This window comes from Microbulbifer maximicatervae (SeqCode), from assembly GCF_052467305.1.
The window spans coordinates 5177069-5195596 of record NZ_CP174306.1 but is presented as its reverse complement, the minus strand read 5'-3'; the positions used below and the strand labels follow the sequence as shown (position 1 = coordinate 5195596).

The 18528-nt window shown below is 50.3% G+C and carries 16 protein-coding genes; 3 read left to right on the top strand and 13 right to left on the bottom strand.

Annotated features, from left to right (window positions below):
* Window positions 1-74 precede the first annotated feature (74 nt).
* Window positions 75-1331, bottom strand: coding sequence for a PepSY-associated TM helix domain-containing protein (locus tag ACJJI4_RS22630; RefSeq protein WP_444926543.1), 1257 nt, complete (start codon window positions 1329-1331; stop codon window positions 75-77).
* A 77-nt stretch (window positions 1332-1408) separates the two neighbouring features.
* Window positions 1409-3508, bottom strand: coding sequence for a TonB-dependent siderophore receptor (locus ACJJI4_RS22625; protein WP_444926542.1), 2100 nt, complete (start codon window positions 3506-3508; stop codon window positions 1409-1411).
* A gap of 64 nt (window positions 3509-3572) precedes the next feature.
* On the opposite strand from ACJJI4_RS22625, the gene ACJJI4_RS22620 reads away from it, so the two are divergent.
* Window positions 3573-3767 carry a hypothetical protein gene (locus ACJJI4_RS22620; protein WP_444926541.1) on the top strand — a complete coding sequence of 65 codons (195 nt, stop codon included), beginning with the start codon at window positions 3573-3575 and terminating at the stop codon, window positions 3765-3767.
* On the opposite strand, the gene ACJJI4_RS22615 is transcribed toward ACJJI4_RS22620, so the two are convergent.
* The 4 genes from ACJJI4_RS22615 to ACJJI4_RS22600 form a co-directional block, all read right to left on the bottom strand.
* A complete protein-coding gene (locus ACJJI4_RS22615) occupies window positions 3747-4865 on the bottom strand; it encodes an efflux RND transporter periplasmic adaptor subunit (protein ID WP_444892661.1) in 1119 nt (372 codons plus the stop codon). The genes ACJJI4_RS22620 and ACJJI4_RS22615 overlap by 21 nt on opposite strands.
* Entirely contained in the window at window positions 4862-7957 is a 3096-nt protein-coding gene (locus ACJJI4_RS22610) for an efflux RND transporter permease subunit (protein WP_444926540.1), read from the bottom strand. The genes ACJJI4_RS22615 and ACJJI4_RS22610 overlap by 4 nt, the downstream gene beginning before the upstream one ends.
* A gap of 231 nt (window positions 7958-8188) precedes the next feature.
* Entirely contained in the window at window positions 8189-9004 is an 816-nt protein-coding gene (locus ACJJI4_RS22605; protein WP_413664204.1) for a LytR/AlgR family response regulator transcription factor, read from the bottom strand.
* Between the two features lie 4 nt (window positions 9005-9008).
* The gene (locus tag ACJJI4_RS22600) at window positions 9009-10097 is read right to left on the bottom strand and encodes a sensor histidine kinase (protein WP_444926539.1); all 1089 of its coding nucleotides are present in this window, start codon (window positions 10095-10097) and stop codon (window positions 9009-9011) included.
* A gap of 121 nt (window positions 10098-10218) precedes the next feature.
* Between ACJJI4_RS22600 and ACJJI4_RS22595 the strand changes: the two genes are divergently transcribed.
* Entirely contained in the window at window positions 10219-10689 is a 471-nt protein-coding gene (locus ACJJI4_RS22595; protein WP_444926538.1) for an EVE domain-containing protein, read from the top strand.
* On the opposite strand, the gene ACJJI4_RS22590 is transcribed toward ACJJI4_RS22595, so the two are convergent.
* The 6 genes from ACJJI4_RS22590 to ACJJI4_RS22560 form a co-directional block, all read right to left on the bottom strand.
* Complete coding sequence (locus ACJJI4_RS22590; RefSeq protein WP_413664201.1) at window positions 10686-10877, bottom strand: DUF3094 family protein; 192 nt, start codon at window positions 10875-10877, stop codon at window positions 10686-10688. The two genes, ACJJI4_RS22595 and ACJJI4_RS22590, sit on opposite strands and share 4 nt — an antisense overlap.
* Before the next feature lie 109 nt (window positions 10878-10986).
* Window positions 10987-12768 carry an acyl-CoA dehydrogenase C-terminal domain-containing protein gene (locus ACJJI4_RS22585; protein WP_444926537.1) on the bottom strand — a complete coding sequence of 594 codons (1782 nt, stop codon included), beginning with the start codon at window positions 12766-12768 and terminating at the stop codon, window positions 10987-10989.
* A gap of 175 nt (window positions 12769-12943) precedes the next feature.
* Complete coding sequence (locus tag ACJJI4_RS22580; RefSeq protein WP_413664199.1) at window positions 12944-13339, bottom strand: HIT family protein; 396 nt, start codon at window positions 13337-13339, stop codon at window positions 12944-12946.
* A gap of 545 nt (window positions 13340-13884) precedes the next feature.
* Window positions 13885-14892 (bottom strand): S66 family peptidase, encoded by a 1008-nt coding sequence (locus tag ACJJI4_RS22570; protein ID WP_413664197.1) that lies wholly within the window; start codon window positions 14890-14892, stop codon window positions 13885-13887.
* A gap of 83 nt (window positions 14893-14975) precedes the next feature.
* Window positions 14976-15866: a hypothetical protein gene (locus tag ACJJI4_RS22565; protein WP_444926535.1), complete on the bottom strand. Its 891-nt coding sequence runs from the start codon at window positions 15864-15866 to the stop codon at window positions 14976-14978.
* The gene (locus tag ACJJI4_RS22560) at window positions 15863-16825 is read right to left on the bottom strand and encodes an amino acid--tRNA ligase-related protein (RefSeq protein WP_444928262.1); all 963 of its coding nucleotides are present in this window, start codon (window positions 16823-16825) and stop codon (window positions 15863-15865) included. The genes ACJJI4_RS22565 and ACJJI4_RS22560 overlap by 4 nt, the downstream gene beginning before the upstream one ends.
* Window positions 16826-17144: 319 nt before the next feature.
* Here ACJJI4_RS22560 and ACJJI4_RS22555 point away from each other — a divergent pair, with 319 nt between their 5' ends.
* A complete protein-coding gene (locus ACJJI4_RS22555) occupies window positions 17145-17720 on the top strand; it encodes a 3'-5' exonuclease (protein ID WP_444926534.1) in 576 nt (191 codons plus the stop codon).
* A gap of 65 nt (window positions 17721-17785) precedes the next feature.
* Here the strand turns inward: ACJJI4_RS22555 and bioD are convergent, their stop codons facing one another.
* Complete coding sequence (gene bioD, locus ACJJI4_RS22550; protein ID WP_444926533.1) at window positions 17786-18484, bottom strand: dethiobiotin synthase; 699 nt, start codon at window positions 18482-18484, stop codon at window positions 17786-17788.
* Window positions 18485-18528 lie beyond the last annotated feature (44 nt).

The window sequence follows — 18528 nt, the reverse complement described above, 5'->3', positions numbered from 1 at the left end:
ATCCCCAAGGCTATCCCAAGCGGTAACTAGAGCGCCATTAATTGCTCCAATTACCACTGGTCTAACCAATAGAGTTATACAGCAGTACTCGGCAAGGGAGACCTGCTATCCACCCGACTACTGACTGCCACACGACGTTTACGTAACCAGATTAAAACTCCAGTCACACTCAACATCGCAATCACCACCCCCATAATTGAAATCAGTATGCGACCAGGGAGACCGAGGATCCTACCGGAATGCACTGGAAATTGCGCCTGTACAAATAAGTCTGCTGCCGTCCCTTCCCAGGGGATAAAGTCTCCGAGATATTCGCCGCTGTGGCCATCAAAAAATAGAGCCTTGTGACCAACACCTCCGGCACCATGCCCTGCGCTGGCATCAAAAAATTCAGCCCGATATATCCCCCACTCCCGGGCATACCACAGGGAATTCAGCGGTTGTTGCCAGCCAATCTGCGCAGCTTGGTTTTCTCCAATCGCGGCTATATCCCCAAAAGACAACACCGGGGTAATTGGATTGCTGTGATCGTTGGGTGTGCGCTCTTCCAAGGGCGACGGAGTCACATCTGATACCAGCGACATCAGAGGAAAAAACACTTCTCGATAGAGATTCAGTGAGAAGGCCGTAAATGCAATTGTCAGCAGCAACGCCCAGGTCCACAGGCTGAACGCACGATGTAAATCAAATGTGAGCCTGGCACGCCCAGCGCCGGCCTTAATCATCCATGCGGGCTTCCATCGCTGCCACCAAGTCCGAGATGGCTTTCGGGTGGATTTCTTGCGACGAGGTAAAGTCACCGCTAGCCCCACAAAGCAATCGATTGTCCATACCAGTGCAATAACGCCCAGCAGCCAAATCCCCCAGTGATCAGTGCCCCAAAATTCGGGTATATGAAAACTGTAATGCAGCTTGTACAAAAACGACATCAGGGTTTCAGTTGTTATTGGCCAGACACGTCCCCACTCGCGCTTACCAATAATTTCCCCATTGGTCGGATCGACAAATACCTGGTTGTAATCCACCGCAAAGAATTTACCGGTAGCCGGGTCAATTCGAGGCTCTACCCAGAAATACTGGGTATGCCCAGGCTCCTGTACTAATTCAAAATAGGATATTTGGACTTGCGGCAAGGACTCTTCAAGCCGTTCTGCCAACTCGATAGAGGCTAAGGGTTCGCCGCTGGAAGTAGTTTTATATAAGTGGGGATTGAGCCACTCATCCAGTTCGTGATCCCAGGAGATAATAGCGCCGGTTAGCCCGGTGACTATCAGGAAGACCGCAGTAGCAAGCCCCAGGTAACGATGTAAAAGAACCAGGGTTTGACGCATAACATTTACCTAAAACTAAAAAACAGAAAACCCGGCACAAGTACCGGGTTAAACTGCAACGGAGTTAACTAGGCGCCTTAGTAGCGCCAGCTCACACTCAACTGTGCCTGACGCGGAGCGCCGTAATAGCCCTGGGTCCAATAGAGGCTGTTGATATATTTCTCGTTGGTCAGGTTATCAATATTGAGGCCAACCGTTAAAGCATCAGAAATATCGTACTTGGCAAATGCGCTGAGCAACGCATAGCTATCCTGCTCTACACGAACACCCTCGACAGGCTCAATGTAAGTATCATCCTGCCAATTGATACCGCCGCCGAACTTCAAGCCTTGAACTTGAGGTAAATCGTAAGCCACGGCCACCTTCACGGTGTTGCGCGGAATATAAGTGCGATCTTCCTCACCGTCTTTATTGACTACTTCACTTAAGTGGGTAAGGCCAAAACTAACATTGAAATTCTCGGTAATTGAACCGATTAGCTCCAGCTCAACGCCCTTTGTAGTGAAATCACCACTCTCGTAAACATTCTTTCCATCAACCTTATCTAGGTATTCACCGAGATTATTCAAGTTAGATTCAAATAGCCCAACACTAGCCGTTGCTTGTCCACCCGCAAGGGAGTACTTAAACCCCACCTCAGAACTATCTCCCTCTGCGGCGCCCAGTGGTTTAAATTCAGGGTTAACCCAAGACTGCGGGGTAAAGACTTCAGTATAGCTACCGTAGAATGAGAAACTATCGTTCAAATCAAAAGTGGCCCCTACATAGGGAACAGTTTCATCCGCCGAAGTGTCAGCATCAACACCATAATTGTAGCCAGATTGTTCCACTTCCATTTTGCGTGCGCCGGCCAATAAAGACAGGCTGTCGGTAATATTCAAACGAGTGGCAAAGTACAGGGACTTGTGTTCTTGATCGTCTTCGTGGCCATCTTCATAAGGATCAAAATCAACAAAGTCAGGCCGCGCCGTTGTGCCATTAGCCCAGTCACTGCCAAGAACCGGATAACCGTCGGAGTAGCTATAGAAAGACTGGCCGGTTAATTCGATATCCGCATAGTTGGCTCCCACCACCAACTCGTGATCGCGGCCGAACAAATTGTAGGTTCCTGACAGGAATACATCCGCAATTTTTTGCTTTTCATCCAACTTGTAGCCAAAGGCATATCCATATAAACCCAGTTCGGTTTCTCTGTCTGGAGTGCCGTAGACATACATCTCCTCGACATCCATATCGATTTCATTCTGGGTCAATAATGCAGTAACGGACCAGTTTGCGGAAAGATCCTGCTTCAGTTCAACAAAAGTCTGGATTCTGTCTACATTGCGGAAAGCCCAGTCTGGTGCCGTACTTGTGGAAACATCGTAATTGGTAGCGCTGCCATTGGTATAGAAAAGTGGCAGGGCACCAGACATACTGCCATCGGCTCCACTGCGATTTTGGCTGTGGCCTAAGGTCAGGGTGGTGGAATCAGTCAAATCCGCTTCCACAATACCGTAGTAGACACTGCCGTCAGTTTCGTAGCGATCAAGATAAGAGTCGGCCTGATCCTCTGCAACCACCAACCGTCCTCGGACGTTATCGCTGATAGAACCTGAGATATCTCCCTGGGTGCGCAAACGTCCCTCTTCACCGACAACCAGATCTACACCCGCCTTGAACTCTTCTGTTGGACGCTTGCGGATAAAGTTAACCGTCGCGGAGGGGTTAGCCAGACCTGTGGTCAGAGCTGCTGCGCCCTTCACCACTTCAACCTGATCAAATATCGCGGTGTCTTGATGCCCATGGGATAAACCAGAGGAAAAGGGAACACCGATACCATCGTATTGGAAGTTCACAATATCAAAGCCGCGAGCGGTGTAATAAGTACGATCCGTCTCTACGTTCTCTACGGTTACCCCAGGGGTATATTTCAGCAGCTCATTAATATCCTGTAGGGCAAAGTCCTGGATTTGTGCTTGGGATACAGTTGTTACCGTTTGCGGAGTATCGTAAACAGATAGGCTTAGGCGAGAGGCAGTACTGGTCTCCTCCTGCTCTCCGTAGACACTGACTTCTTCCATGGTTTCAGCAGTTTCGCTTTCAGCAGACCAAGCAGAACTTCCCAGCGGGGCGAGCACGGCGGCAGCAATCCAGGCTGACAGCGCTTTTTTCTTCATTAAGCCGTTAATTTTCATCGGCTAAAACCTCTTTCCAAATCAGTGAACGGTGCAGGGGCACCATAAACGGAGCGGATGATATTTGAAGAAATATACGCCAGTCAATGCGAATGATTATTATTTGGCCGATGTGCCCACAAATAGTTTGGATGTGGAGGGAACATCATTGCTTGGCGAAAGATTAGGAGGGCCAGGGCGATCACAAGCAGCGAGTCACCCTGTATTTGATCAGAAGGCCTTCAGGGAAAATCAGGAATTAGCCACTGCCCGCCTGTAATGGCTCTTTATCTCGCACCACTTCCGACAGCACTTTAACTTCCTGTCCAGGCTGCAAGCGCTCAGCACCACGCACTATCACACGATCGCCCTTGGTGAGATCACCGCTTACCGACACCCATTCACCATCGCCACTGCCGATACGCACAGATAATCGCTCAGCCTTATCCTCCTCGCCCACTCGATATACGAAGGTATCGCCATTTCTTAAAACCAAGGCATCCCTTGGCACAGACATGGTGGCCTGCGCCTGCGCAATAGGCACAGAGACCTGTACCGGCATACCGACAATCCAGTCCCACTGCTCCGGCGCACTCTGTGGCAAAGTTACCATCAGCTTAACTCGCCGGGAGCGATCGCTTGCCACAGGCACAAATTGACGTACCCGGCCGCTAAATAATTGATCATCCACCCGTGCCTCTCCCGGCAGAGAGACAGAATCACTGCGCAGCGCCACTGTGTCACCGATGCGAATCAGCGGCAGAGCCGTCAAGGGAATATCCGCCTCCACTTCCATCTGTGACATATCCAGGGCTCGCAGTAATTCCGAACCGGTGCGCACATATTCTCCCGCCTGTAATTCGCGGCTCACCACTAAAGTATCAAAGGGTGCATCAATGGCTGTTTTAGATAATTCATAGGCCCGTCGGTCGCGCTCAATTTGAGCTGCAATCAGGTCCTGAGCCATTGCCTCTCGCTCAGCCTGCTGCTCTTCCAATGCGGCTCGGGAGGTACTATTGGTTTCCGCCAACTTACTCAGTCGATTTAACTGAGCATCCATATAGGTCAACCGCGCACGCAATTGTGCAATACGGCTGTCACTATTGCGCAGCTGTAATCGCCAATGAGTACTGTCCAGCTCGGCCAGGCGCTCACCCTTTTTAATAAAGCTGCCGGGCTCAGCGACAAATTCCAACACACCATCCAGTTCAGAAGAAACCAGGATATCTCGTCGGCTCACCACCTCACCTGCAGACCACTGGCTCGGAGCAATTTCCCGAACTTGGGCCCGATCCACCAATACCGCAATAGGATCGCCCTGCGCCCATACGCCATTGGCACCCAGAGATAAAACGATTCCTGCGAGCAATTTCTTCATTGTGAACTCCTCAGGGCAAACCTTTCGCGCATAGCCGTAAATTTGGGTAGTGGCAGGCTGCCGGTTTGCAGTAATGCCGGCAATAAAACCAGGGTAAAGAGCGTGCTCACTGCCATGCCGCCCACAATCACTGCGGCCAGGCCGCGGTAAATAACACTGCCCTCACCGGGAGCAACCAACAGTGGCAACATGCCAAATACACTGGTCAGGGTACTCATAAAAATAGGACGCAAACGCAGGCGCAAGGCCTGCTCTACAGCGTCCACCCGAGTGCTACCCGCCATTTCTGCCGCTCGCGTCTGGTGTACCAGCAAAATAGCATTATTCACCACCAGGCCTAGCAGTATCACAAAGCCAATCATGGTGAGCAGATCCAGTGGTTGGAAATCGATCAAGTTTAAAATTTGTAGCGCCAACACGCCGCCCACTGTCGCCAGGGGCACGGTGAGCAGTACCAGAGAGGCATCCCGCAAGGAGCGGAACAGTGCACTCATCAGCAGGAATAAAATTAGCAGCGCTAACAGGAAATTCTTGGAAAGCGAAGCCAACGCCTTATCCAGGTCACTGGCATTTCCTCCCACCAAAATACTCCCGTCAGCGGGAAGAGCTTCGCGAATCTTCGGCAATACATCCGCCTCTAGCTGTGCGCGCACCTCTTCAAGGGACACATCTTCCGGCGGTACTATATTCAGTGTAATAGTGCGCCGACCATCGACCCGGCGCAAACTGCCCGGCCCCACAGTCCGCTCCACACTGGCCAGCTGACTGAGCGGCACTACTTCTCCACGGGGCGTTACCAACGGCGTATTTTGCAGTTGTTCGGGAGTACTCCAGGGCTGCGCTTTAAAAATAATATCCAGGCGCTTTTCACCGTCAAAATACTCGCCGACATAGAGACCATTGCCCAGCGTTCGAACCAATCCGCCCATATCCTGGCGATTCCAGCCCTGCTCCAGCATTGCGCGATCATTGGGGCGCACTGTCAATTCAGGTTCTGATAAAGATAAGCCTGGGTTGGTCTGCACCGGCGTTCCCGGCATCACCTCTTCAACAACCTCAACCCCAAGGGCAGCCGCACTCATCAATGCTTCGGCATCACGGGATTGCAGATGTAAAGCAATGTTTCGGTCACCACCGAATTGGCCAAACAGATTACCCCGGGCGGCGAATCCCTGGAAATCAGGAATATCCACCAGGATTTCTTCCCGCAGGATTCTCTCCATCTCCTTGGCTTGATCCATATCCTTAACCCGCACTCCCATAGTGCCGCCATTGGGCCAGGTGATCACGTAGTAGTTCTTCAGGGCTGGTTCGCGCTCACCACTCATGTAGGGTGCCATGCGCTTATCCAACTCGTTGACGATTTCTGTTTCTAAAGTTCTGGTATTAGTGGATGCGGGGAAGTTCATCCACACATCAACTGCATCTCTTTTTACCGGCGGTAAATAATCCAGGTTTGGTAAGAATAAATAAGTCGCAACCATGGGCATTAATAAAAGCCCCCCGATCACCTGCCAACGGCGGGTCCTTGTGCTCGTCAAAGCCATTACCCGCGCAGTTATTTTTTCCCACACTCGGGAGAGGCGGTCTTCAGTAGAGATAGAGGGTAGCCACAGACGCGCAGCCAGGGGAACCACAGCCACCGCAACCAACAGGGAAAACACTACAGCCACAGCAATAGTCAGGGCCAGGTCACCGAAGACCTGCCCTTCGACGCTATTAAGGAAAAATACCGGCAGGAATATCGCAACGGTTGTCGCAGTACTGGCCAACAGTGCACCCCACACCTGGCCCGCACCCTGCTCCGCAGCCTCCTCTGCCCCCCGACCTTTTTCTCTCAAGCGCACAATATTTTCCAACACTACTATCGCAGCATCGAGCACCATACCGGTAGCAAAGGCCAGTCCCGCCAGAGAAATTACATTCACGCTGCGGCCTGCGGCCGACAGCACCACAAAGGTCGAAAGTAATGAAATTGGAATCGCTGCGGCAACGATCAAGGTCGCACGCATGCGTCGCATAAACCACCAGAGCACTCCGACAGCTAATACGATACCTAAAATCATATTACCGCCGAGCAAGTTTAAAGCCCGATAAACAAATACTGATGCATCAAATGATTGCACCAGCACAAGCTGCTCAGCTTTCAATTTAGTTTCATTCAGCTCAGCGACTTTTTGCTTAACCCGCTCCAAAGTCGCCAGCATATTGGCATTGTTGGTACGGTTAATACGGAGAGAAACTGCCGGGTTGCCATTCTGCGTGGTGACACCGCGGGATTCTGAAGGCCCCACCTTGACCTCAGCAATATCGCCCAGGCGCACCGGCTGTCCATTGCGCCATTCCAACACTAATTCGGATAAGTCTTTGGGTTCATACTCGCCGACAAAGCGCAGGGTATAGCGACGCCGCCCCACGTCTGTAAATCCGCCGGAGACATCCCTGGCAGACGCCAGCTGCCGACTCACTGTAGGCAGCTCTACTCCCAGTTCAGCTGCTTTCCAGGGATCAAAAATAATCTGTAACTCTTCCTGTGCCGCACTCCCAGACTGGGCCTGGACACTAGCAACCCCGGGCACCGACTCCAACTCCGGGCGCAGTACATCTTCGATCAGGCCAGCGTAGTCATCCAGGTTATTCTGGTTATCAGGTAATTTTTGCAGAAAGAAATAGGTCAGTGCTGTGGCATCGCCACCCCAGCCACCCAGCATTACTCGCGGTGGCTCCGCATCCCTAGGCAGTGGCGGCAGGCTGCTCATACGGCTGATAACGTCAATTAGCACCTTATTCATATCGGTGCCCATGGCAAATTCCAGATTTGCCCAGGCGCCGCCGCGACCCGCGTTGACTTGCATCATTTCCAGACCGGTAAGGCCCTGTAATACGGATTCGATCGGCTCGACAATTTCCGCTTCCACCTCTTTCGGTGCGGCCGCTCTCCAGCCCGCCTGAATAGCGATACGAGGATTGTCGATATCGGGGAAAAGTTGAACCGGCAGCTGGCTGGCAAGGAAAGCTCCAAGCAGAACAGCCATAACCACTGCGACCCCCGCAGCAGCGGGATTTTTTAAAGCGGCGCGTGTTAATGCCATTACTTCAGCCCCAGTTTTTTATTGGGACTGAAGGCTAGCGGAATATGAATTCCTTACAAGGCAGTTGCGACTAGTTGCCAGGAAAATTCGATCAGGCCATGAAGAGCCCGTTTATTCGCCGGAAAGAAAATAAAAATTCACAAAATGAAATCTATGCCTTAAGAGGCAGCGTTACAGTGGAAAACCCATCTGCTTTGCTGCCTCAACTGAGAGCCATAAAAAATTTATGGATCAGAGGAAGTGCTGGACTTTATTTTTATAGCTGCGGCTCATTTTTAAACACTCGCCGCTATCTAACACCAGATGGTATTCGCCATTAATATGGGCACGTATTTCCCTTACCCGACTTAAATTGACGATGGTTGAACGGTGTATGCGCTGGAAAAGTTTCGGGTCCAACTGCTGCTCCAGTTCTTTCATGGTGATACGCATCACATGGGTCTCACCCCGAGCGTGAACGCACATATAATCACCGGCAGCATCGATCCAGTCGATTTCACTGGAGGGCACCAAAGTTATTTTGCCCGCATCTTTCACTGCAATTTTGTCCGGATAGGCACTGCCGGCAAATTGCCCGCTAACCAGCTTCTGCTCCAGCACCTCAGGGGATTCCTTGGTCAAATCGGCAACAGCTTCAAGTAATTGCTCTCGTTGGTTAGCGATATCAGCGTTAGCTCTCTGTTCCCTGACTCGGGTAAGAGCCAACTCCAAGCGCTCTTCTTCGATGGGTTTTAATACGTAGTCCACCGCATTGATTTCAAAAGCCTCTACCGCATACTGGTCGTAGGCCGTGACAAAAACGACATGAGGTAGAGAGTCCACCGGAATCAACTGAACCAGTTGCAAACCGTTTACGCCAGGCATCTGGATATCCACAAATGCTACATCGGGCTTCAGCTCCAGTATTTTGTCTAACGCATCGCGACCATTGCCGCTCTCTGCAACCACCTCGATATTAGCCATCTGCTCCAGGCGCAGCCGCAAACCGCGACGAGCCAGGGGTTCATCATCGACAACGATCGCCCTCAGGGTCTCTACTCCACTCATCTCTTTATTCCTGTTCAAAGGGAATACGAATATTTACCGACAAGCCCCCCTCCGGGCGGTTGCGGAAACGCACTCTCTGGTCATCGCCATAAAGGGCCTTAAGGCGCTCACAGGTATTGCGAATACCCACTCCGTAGCCTTTGCCAATCAGGCGCAGCTCCTCTTCCGACATGCCGGGGCCGTTATCGCTGACCTCCAATAACAATTCGCCGGCGAAAACCCGTGACTTGATGCCAATCTCACCGCCCCACTCCAGCTGTGAAATCCCGTATTTGATCGCGTTTTCAACCAGCGGTTGCAGTAGCAGGCTCGGCACCAGAGCCTGGGGCGACTCCCCCTGTAAATCCAGGTTCACCCCTAAACGATCGGCGAAGCGTACCTTCTCAATGTCCAGATACAACATCAGCGCCTCAACTTCCTTCGCCAAGGTGACCTTCTGCATAGGGTCATTATCCAGAGAGTGGCGCAAGAATTGGGACAGGCGCGTCACCATATTGTTGGCCGTACGCCCGTCATTATCGAGGATCAAAGTAGAAATTGCGTTGAGCGTATTAAACAGGAAGTGCGGATTTAACTGGTAGCGCAGCATTTTCAATTGAGCCTGGTGCGCCATTGATTCCGCCCGCAGCGCCTTCTCCTGCTGGGCCTGAGAGGAGCGGTAATATTTGATGCCGTAATAGAGCGCCGCCCAGGTCATCAGGATCAGAAATGAATAGGTGAACCAGTAGATAGCCAGGAGTGCCGGGTGCTCATCACCGTCGTGACCATAAAGCCACAGGGAGCCGGCGAATTTAATTGCTGCCCAAATCACTGCCGCCATTACCACCAGCAGTAAAGAGCCTAGCAATCTCAGTGCCGGAGGCTTACTCCACAAGCGGTGAAAACCCAAGCGCATGCTCTCGCTGAGAACAACCCCCGCTGTAGTGGCAACTATGATGTAGCCAGAGTGAATCCAGTGATCATTCACCCAGAAAAAACTGCCTACAAAGGTCAACAGCGTATAGCCCCCCCAACCAGAGAGCTGCAGGGCCCAGTACTGTGAGCGACGACTGGCCAGCTTCTGTGAGAGCCACTGAAGTGTTTTGCTTCCCATAATCTCCCGCTTATTGGGTAAAAATCTATGCGCCGATTTGACACTAATCGGCAGCTTCATACTAAATGGCGTCGAAAGCCGGCGAAACACCAACCGGCGCAGCAAAGAGACAAACTGCCGCATGACCTACTGGTTATTTAAATCTGAGCCCGATGAATACAGCCTCCAGGACCTCGCTGCCGAATCCAGCGGTTGCGGTAGCTGGGATGGTATCCGCAATTATCAGGCACGCAATTTTTTGCGCGATAAGGTGAAGGAAGGAGATGGCGTGCTGTTTTATCACAGTGCCTGTAAGGTGCCGGCAGTTGTGGGCACCGCTGTAGTGGTTCGCTCTGCCTACCCCGATCCGGCCCAGTTCGACCCGGAAAGCAAGTACTTTGACCCCAAGGCCAGCGAGGATAAACCGCGCTGGTACTGCGTGGATATTCGCTGGCGAAGTGAGTTCCAACGGCCGGTGCCCCTCGCAGAAATCAAGGGCATCCCCCAATTGGCTGAGATGGTGCTGGTAAAACAGGGGCGCCTGTCTATCCAGCCAGTTTCCGGTGACGAATGGCAGCTACTCCAGCACTTGGGAAGCTCCACGCCGCGCTAAACGATACCTTTTGTCTGGGCGATATACAGGCTCAGCAACGATAGCAAGGTCAATAACGCTAACAAGCCGAGTAATAGTACCCAGGGGCGGAAAGGCTTGCGTTCGACACTGTTGATGCCGGACTGCAGGTATTTATCGACCTTGGCTTGGTCTTCATCGGAGAGTTTCTTTTCGGAGGGATCTAACATGGGCACTTTCGCTCGTTATTTTTGTGCCCTGAGTTTAGGAGAAAGCTTTCTACAGCTCCACAAAAAAGCCCCGCATAGCGGGGCTTTTTAACACTTTCGCAGGGAGCTGTTAGAACAGCTCTTCCTCCAAGTCCATCAAGCTAGCGCTACCTGCATTGACACTGCCGGCCAATGCCTGGGTGCGTGGCAACAGGCGAGCAAAGTAGAAGCGCGCTGTCTTTATCTGGCCGCTGTAGAAGCTATCCGCTTCCGCTTTCGGCAGCGCCGCAGACACAATTTTCGCCCACATAAAGGCGTAAGCGACGTAGCCGAACAGGTGCAGGTACTCTACAGAGGCAGCACCCGGTGCGTGGGGGTCTTGCTGAGTGGCGGCAACCATATTCTCAGTTGCTTCACGCAGGCGTTGCATCTCTGCGATAAGCGGCTGGATAAACTCTGCCATTTCCTCTCGATCAATCTGGGCATCGATAAAGCCCTGTACATCTGCAGCAAACAATTCGAATAGAGCACCGCCAGTGGCTACAGTCTTGCGGCCCACCAGATCCAGAGCCTGGATACCATTGGTTCCTTCATAGATCTGGGTAATACGCACATCGCGCACCAACTGCTCCTGGCCCCATTCGCGGATATAACCGTGGCCACCGAAGACCTGCTGACCGAGGATGGTGCAATCCAATCCCATATCGGTAGTAAAGGCCTTGGCTACCGGAGTCAGCAAGGCAACCATATTCTCCGCGTTCTTTTTCTCTTCGCCCTCACCGAACTTGGAAATATCCAGCCACTTGGCCACGTAAGTGGACAGGGCGCGGCCGCCGTTGACCAAGGCCTTTTGGGTGAGCAGCATGCGGCGCACATCCGGGTGCACAATGATGGGATCTGCGGCTTTCTCCGGCTGCTTGGCGCCCGCTGGAGAGCGGCTTTGGATACGGTCGCGAGCGTATTCAACAGCATTTTGATAGGAGCGATCTGAGGCGCCGAGGCCCTGGATTCCGACACCCAGGCGCTCGTAGTTCATCATGGTGAACATGGCTGCGAGTCCTTTGTTCTCCTCGCCGACCAGCCAGCCCTGGGCACCATCGAAGTTCATCGCACAGGTCGCGGAGGCCTTGATGCCCATTTTGTGCTCGATCGAGCCACAGTTCACATCATTGTGCTCGCCGATGCTGTTGTCTTCGTTCACCTTGTATTTGGGCACCAGGAACAGCGAGATGCCTCTCGGTCCCTTGGGTGCGTCTGGCAATTTTGCCAATACCAGGTGAATTATGTTTTCGGACAGATCCTGGTCACCGCCGGTGATAAAGATCTTGCTGCCGCTAATGCTAAAGCTGCCATCGCCACGGGGCTCGGCCTTGGTGCGGATAATACCCAGGTCTGTACCGGCGTGAGGCTCGGTAAGGCCCATGGCACCAGCCCAGGTTCCCTCATACATCTTGGGCAGGTATTTTTCTTTCAGCGCATCACTGGCGTGGGCATCAATTGCCAGGCAGGCGCCGTTAGTCAGAACCGGGTAGAGTGCAAAAGAGATATTTGAAGCATTGATCATCTCCTCAACCTGAGCGCCCAGCATTTTCGGCATACCCATGCCGCCGTATTCCGGGTTGCCCAGCAGTCCACCCCAGCCGCCTTCACAGAAGGTGGCATAGGCTTCTTTAAAGCCTTTCGGCGTGGTCACCACACCGTCATTCCACTGGCAGCCCTCTTCGTCGCCAGTGCGATTGATCGGATCCAGGGTGTTGGCAGCCAGCTTGGCCATCTCTTCGAGAATCGCATCTGCGGTCTCACGATCTACCGCTCCAGCCAACCCGGGCAATTCCGCCCAGAGTTTTTCCGCAGCAAATACCTCGTGAAGTAGGAAGTTCATCTCCCTTAGTGGCGCCTTATAGTCGGCCATGCTCCCGGTCCTCATTCAAGTGTTTCAAACGCTCGTTTGAATCTAGGGCCGAAGCGCCCTAATGTCAACAGTCTCGGGCTTTGAGGAACCTGACAAGCACTCAGTTCTAAAGAGTGGGAACAATCTGTTGAATGGATGCTGTACCGCTCACTAGAGCCGGCTGAAAAAACTGCTGCTAGTCTACATTGGCGCTCCTTCGCAGTAGAACGCTGACGAGTTCGGCTAACTTATCCTCAGCTAATAGTGGAATCTCATCACTGGGTACAAATGAATAGGGCTCATCTGCATATCGCGGGATGATTTGCACATGCATGTGATCTTCAGACTGGCCTGCGGACACTCCAGAATTGCAGAATGTATGAATACCATCTGGCTGAAATGCCTCTCGCAGAATATCAACACCCGTTAGGATCAAATTGCTGACATCTGATAAAACTACCGAGTCACAAGCGGTAAAATGATTCGTGTGCAAAGAAGGGATTACTAACAATGCGCCTTTACTGCGCTGCCTCGGATTTACCGCCAGGCAAGCGTGCTTCAACTCCTTTACCAGCGGAACACTCGAATGCATCAGTGTACATAGCGGGCACGGCCTTCGAACTCGAAACGTATAAGGCACAGCAAACTCAATACAAGTTATGATCGTTTTATAATAGGGGCTATTTCGAGCAATTGAGAGCACCGCGTAGACGTGCAGCTTCCTTCGCCCTCTCCGGCGAACTCCATTGCGGACACGAAAAAATATCCGTATAGCGATATTTTCTACCCGCTTTCCTGTCACTCCTGGGGACAATCTCCCAAACTAAGTGAAGATAGGATCGCCCCGTAATTCCCCCCCAATCACACCAGACATTGGTACCATCCGGATCATAGAGGTTTTCTACTGCAAAAGTAGACTCCCTGACACACTTAAATAGATCGCGGAACTCACTCTGATTGAATGTGGAAAAATCCGTATGATAGACGTGAGGCACCACCACCACATTCCCCCTAATTCTCGGCCGTATCGGTATTAGTGCGGTCGCAACATCATTTTGGCAGACAATAAATTGCGACCTCTCCCCCGGGGTACTCAAGCAATAACCGCATGGGCATCCCTGTTTTGATAAAAGTAAGTTAGACAATTGTGATACGGGCCTCACTACCTTTCATTACACAAACATTAGCCAAAACACCGATTGGCAAAGTCAACATGGGATCTGTGTGCCCAAAGCTTAGATTCGCCACTATTGGAAAGTCGAAATCCGCACAAGCCTCAAGAACCGTATCTTTTAGCGTGACGCCGGCTATATCAGTGCAATATGGCGAGCGTCCAATAAGCATACCTCTAACGTGAGAGAGTATCCCTGATTGACGCAAATGGGTAAGGGCACGACGAACCCTCTCTAGTCGCGCTTCTTCAGCATGGGCCTCCCAGAAAAAAATAATATCTGAGGGGATATTAAGATATGGCGTACCCACAAGCATATTTAGCGTCTCTATATTCCCTCCAAACAATATCCCCTCACCCAGCCCTTCTCGATAAACTATTCGGTGACTGTCTTTTTCCATCAAACGACGACGTTGCGGACTTTCACCCCAGTCCGTAAATTCACGAGTCCATGCAGCAGGATCTCTTAGCTCTGTCAAGGTCTCATTATTACCGATGGCAGAAAAAAGGTTCTCGTCCGTAAAAGCAAAAGGCTGTGGGTATTCGCCAAACTGAGGTAACAGTGTGGGACCAAAATAAGTAGTCCATCCACTCAAACTATAAATACCTAAAATCAAGGCTGTCGCATCGCTGTTGCCAATTAACACTTTCGGGTGTCGGCAAACAATATCTCGATTCAAGTGTTCTAATATTTCAGCTGAGTTAAATCCTCCAATTGAGCACATGATTCCCGCAATCGAGTGATCGAGTAATAAACTCTCAAGCGCCTGAGCCCGCTCCAATGCAGTCCCTGCCGTAAACCCTCTTGAAAAGCACACCTGCTCCGGCAGTACAACCTTTGTATTCAAGGTTCGCTCCAAGGCTTTGACGCTCCGAATTAATCGGTCAGGATATTTACTTGCTACATTTGAAGAGGGTGAATATATTGCTATCGCCTTTCCCGGTATTAACTTAGGATAAAACCTGTTATTCATATTGATAGCGTGAACTTTTCATTTCGAACATTGTTTCTCTGGGCTTATGCCCAGAGCGCCCAAAGTTTACCGACATTGCATCATTATTCAGGCCAGTCAATGGTTAGCCCCTGCCGTCGTAACACATCAATAAGCTGATTATATTTTTGCTCCTCTAGTAACAAATCAGACTTTCCTATTTCATTAACCGCCCGCAGGAAAATTTGATGAAGGCTAGCTTGACTCAAATAAAGATCCTCAGGCTTCAAAGTACGAGGGTGAGTGTTATGAAGTTGTTCTACCCAGTCGGTCGGCAATCGCTGCTCTAATCGCCGATCCCCCTGTAATTTAACACCTGTAGCCTGTTGAATAAGTGGGATAATGGCATGTTTACGTGTAAAGGCGAGAGAGTCACAAGCAGCCAAACTCTCACCTCTTTTAATTTTTGCAAATGTATACCAAAGCCATCCACAATAACGAGGAATAATCTCCTGCACTGACATTGGTTTCGTATCAGGCATGGTGTTTTGGTTGATAGGAATATCTTTACGCAAGACGATGAATGGTTCTTGGATACAGCAGGGAGGATCTGCACAATACAAAAAACTTATATCTAACTTTACAATCCAGTCATCTTGTCGAGTATAGAAAACAAGTAAATTTGGGATTCCCGCATGCACAGCAGAGAATGTCACGCAAATATTAAAATACTGGGTGAACATCTGCTCAAATTCAGCTCTGGCCCTATTGAGTGGATTAGTTGACTCATAGACTGCCGTGATATCCAAATCACTAAAAGCATCGGCTTCACCAGATGCGATGCTTCCACCTATAGTTATAGTCACTGGTGCATTTTGTTGATTTGCCCATGAATTGATAAATGAAAGTATGGGGTGTAAGTGCTGAGGTACTCTATCTTCAGCTAATCCCAGTGAGTTAATTCTTACCTGATTAGAAGTACTGTAACTTGAAGGGTCCCTATCGAAAGAACTCATGGTGACAATTCAAATCCATTTCTACGAGGTAATATCTGGAGATCCCGAATATCATCGTGTTGGAGCACCCACATCAAAAATCGTTCAACACCCATGCCAAATCCAGCCGTTCTCAATGGGTAAACCCGCTTCATATTCGTATACCACTTATAGGATTCTGGATTTACCCCATGTACCTTCATAGCTGTGAGAACGGCCAGATCGTCAACATGTCTCTCACCACAACCAACCACTTCGCCACATCCAAATAAGAGATCACTATTTAATGCGCTATAGCCGTTTTTATCCATGGCTTGATAAAAAGGAACAATTCCATGGTCCCACTTGGTAACCCAAACAAAGGGGCCAATAGTTCTGATAAGCTCTCGCTCTCCCGCTCTAGTAAGATTTCGCCCGTAATCCGTTTTATCGATAAACTCCGGTTTGTCCTGAAGAAGCTTGGCGGCTTCATCAAAAGTAACAGAATTAAAAGTTAAATCTCCGTTTGCCACTGACTCTAAGTGACTTAAGCTGCCGATTGCTCGTGTAATTGACTCAGCTTGCTCCCTAAGTATCGCTTCGCAAAGCACACGGATATATCCTTCAGCCAAAGACATAGCCTCATCCAAGTCGCCACTAATTTCTACCTCGCTGTGCATAAACTGACAGAGATGTGTAGCGTCCCAGTCCTCCCCACGAAATGACGGCATTAGATAATAAGCGCCCCGAGGCTTCATTCGACAACACAACTCAAGCTGAAACTGCATGGAGTCGGCTAGATATGTTTCCTGACCATTTAATTGAATACTCACAGGAATTGAGTCACTTCCCAGCCCAACTGGGCTCGAAATACTACCAGTCGTAACAGGTAAGTGAACGGTTCCAATTCCCTGGCCTCGCCAGAACATTGCTGTCTCTCGAGTAAGTATGTCTTGCAAATCTACCAGCAAGTTAAACCAAGAATTATTTGCTAGTTTCAAGTATCTGCTGGGATCTTCAAGAATCGGTGGTTGCCAGCCATTTGTATGCTCATTCGTAGTCAATTTCCCAACCCCAATCAAAGAGATATCCCCATAAGAATATATCCATCTACTTTTTACTGCTGGACGATACAAATTTTTGGTGCGCGTTTTGTTTCCCTAATTAATAAATCAATAACGCAAATTCAGTAACTGCAATAACCGAGTTAGGAAATAATGAAAAATTAGAGAAAATCACGCCAGCTTTATCCGAATAACTACATAGACTATAAATTAAACATTGTCATGAATATTCTTACAAAAAACTTCTCAATTAACGATGAAAAATCAAACCTGTATCCTTTTGGTTGATCTCGAATGTACTTGTGATAAAGAGCCGCCCCTCCCTCCAGAAGAAGCCGAAATCATAGAGTTGGGTGCGATATTGGGAAGTTTGACACAAAAAGCTTTTGTTCAATTAGATGAAAGGCAGCTTTACGTAAAACCCTTTCTTCACAGGAAATTGACACTATTTTGTACCGAATTAACGGGTATTACTCAGGAGCAGGTTGATAAGGCCTCGTTGTTACCCGGGGTACTGGATAAATTCAAAGATTGGCTTTCCGACTATGAATTAGCCGCATGGGGCAGCTGGGGAAATTTTGATGCATGGCAATTGCACATGGAAACAGGCAGAAAGGAAATAGCAAACCCCTTACAGTACCTGCCTCACATTAATGTGAAGCAAATATTCGCTGACAATAAAGGACACCGCGTCAACCTAGCCAAGGCTATTAAACTATCGGGGCTTAAATTTAAAGGGCGACTGCATTCCGGTATCGATGACACACGAAATATCGCCCAACTTCTGGAAAATGATATCGCCCTACGAACTAGCTTTTTAAATCAGATATAATCAGGCCTAGTAATATCACCTTCTAAGGACAGCATTTTGCGCCTTCTCCTTACCCTACCGCCCCATCAGTGATCGGCTTGGGCAATTAACCTATCGATATCCAGGTACTGGGCAGCATTGCGATAGTTCGCGGCGCTATCGAATGGAAGAGAGCCTAGAAGAGGAGCCGGCAGTAGAGCCTTAAGGGTATGCAGATTCTCCTCTGCGCGAGCCATACCCTCACCACGTACAAAGTTGGCTACCCAACCCACTAACGGAAGCCCATCACAGCGGATTGCCTCTACTGTGAGTAATGCATGGTTGATACAGCCAAGTTGCATGCCCACCACGAGTATGACCGGTAGGTTTAGTTCCCGGGGCAACTGGGACAGAAAACTCCTAGGGCCCAGAGGTGTGCGCCAGCCACCAGCACCTTCGATCAAAACCAGGTCGGCCCCTGCAGACATCACTCCCCGGCAGACGCCAGCCATCCGCGCAACATTTAACTGCTTACCCACCTCTGCGGCCGCTATATGCGGAGCAATAGCGGGCTCCAGGGCAAAAGGGTTTACTTGCTGGTAGGGCAGCTTCAGAGTCATCGCTTCCTGGAGCAAAAGGGCATCTTCATTGCGCAGGCCATCATCCGTGTGCTCACATCCAGACGCCACAGGCTTCACTGCCGCCGTTTGCAAGCCTGCCTCCGCCGCTGCCGATAACAGTGCGGCGCTCACATATGTCTTGCCGACCTCGGTGTCAGTACCGGCGATAAAATAGGTTTTTGCCAAGGCCTAACCCCCTCCTCCAATAAAAGTTAACTTTTTTCATGACG

What these genes read in the sequence shown, in the direction of transcription:
- ACJJI4_RS22630 (WP_444926543.1), bottom strand. Translation starts at nt 1,331, where the DNA reads ATGCGTCAAACCCTGGTTCTTTTACATCGTTACCTGGGGCTTGCTACT.
- ACJJI4_RS22625 (WP_444926542.1), bottom strand. Translation starts at nt 3,508, where the DNA reads ATGAAAATTAACGGCTTAATGAAGAAAAAAGCGCTGTCAGCCTGGATT.
- ACJJI4_RS22615 (WP_444892661.1), bottom strand. Translation starts at nt 4,865, where the DNA reads ATGAAGAAATTGCTCGCAGGAATCGTTTTATCTCTGGGTGCCAATGGC.
- ACJJI4_RS22610 (WP_444926540.1), bottom strand. Translation starts at nt 7,957, where the DNA reads ATGGCATTAACACGCGCCGCTTTAAAAAATCCCGCTGCTGCGGGGGTC.
- ACJJI4_RS22605 (WP_413664204.1), bottom strand. Translation starts at nt 9,004, where the DNA reads ATGAGTGGAGTAGAGACCCTGAGGGCGATCGTTGTCGATGATGAACCC.
- ACJJI4_RS22600 (WP_444926539.1), bottom strand. Translation starts at nt 10,097, where the DNA reads ATGGGAAGCAAAACACTTCAGTGGCTCTCACAGAAGCTGGCCAGTCGT.
- ACJJI4_RS22595 (WP_444926538.1), top strand. Translation starts at nt 10,219, where the DNA reads ATGACCTACTGGTTATTTAAATCTGAGCCCGATGAATACAGCCTCCAG.
- ACJJI4_RS22590 (WP_413664201.1), bottom strand. Translation starts at nt 10,877, where the DNA reads ATGTTAGATCCCTCCGAAAAGAAACTCTCCGATGAAGACCAAGCCAAG.
- ACJJI4_RS22585 (WP_444926537.1), bottom strand. Translation starts at nt 12,768, where the DNA reads ATGGCCGACTATAAGGCGCCACTAAGGGAGATGAACTTCCTACTTCAC.
- ACJJI4_RS22580 (WP_413664199.1), bottom strand. Translation starts at nt 13,339, where the DNA reads ATGCATTCGAGTGTTCCGCTGGTAAAGGAGTTGAAGCACGCTTGCCTG.
- ACJJI4_RS22570 (WP_413664197.1), bottom strand. Translation starts at nt 14,892, where the DNA reads ATGAATAACAGGTTTTATCCTAAGTTAATACCGGGAAAGGCGATAGCA.
- ACJJI4_RS22565 (WP_444926535.1), bottom strand. Translation starts at nt 15,866, where the DNA reads ATGAGTTCTTTCGATAGGGACCCTTCAAGTTACAGTACTTCTAATCAG.
- ACJJI4_RS22555 (WP_444926534.1), top strand. Translation starts at nt 17,145, where the DNA reads ATGAAAAATCAAACCTGTATCCTTTTGGTTGATCTCGAATGTACTTGT.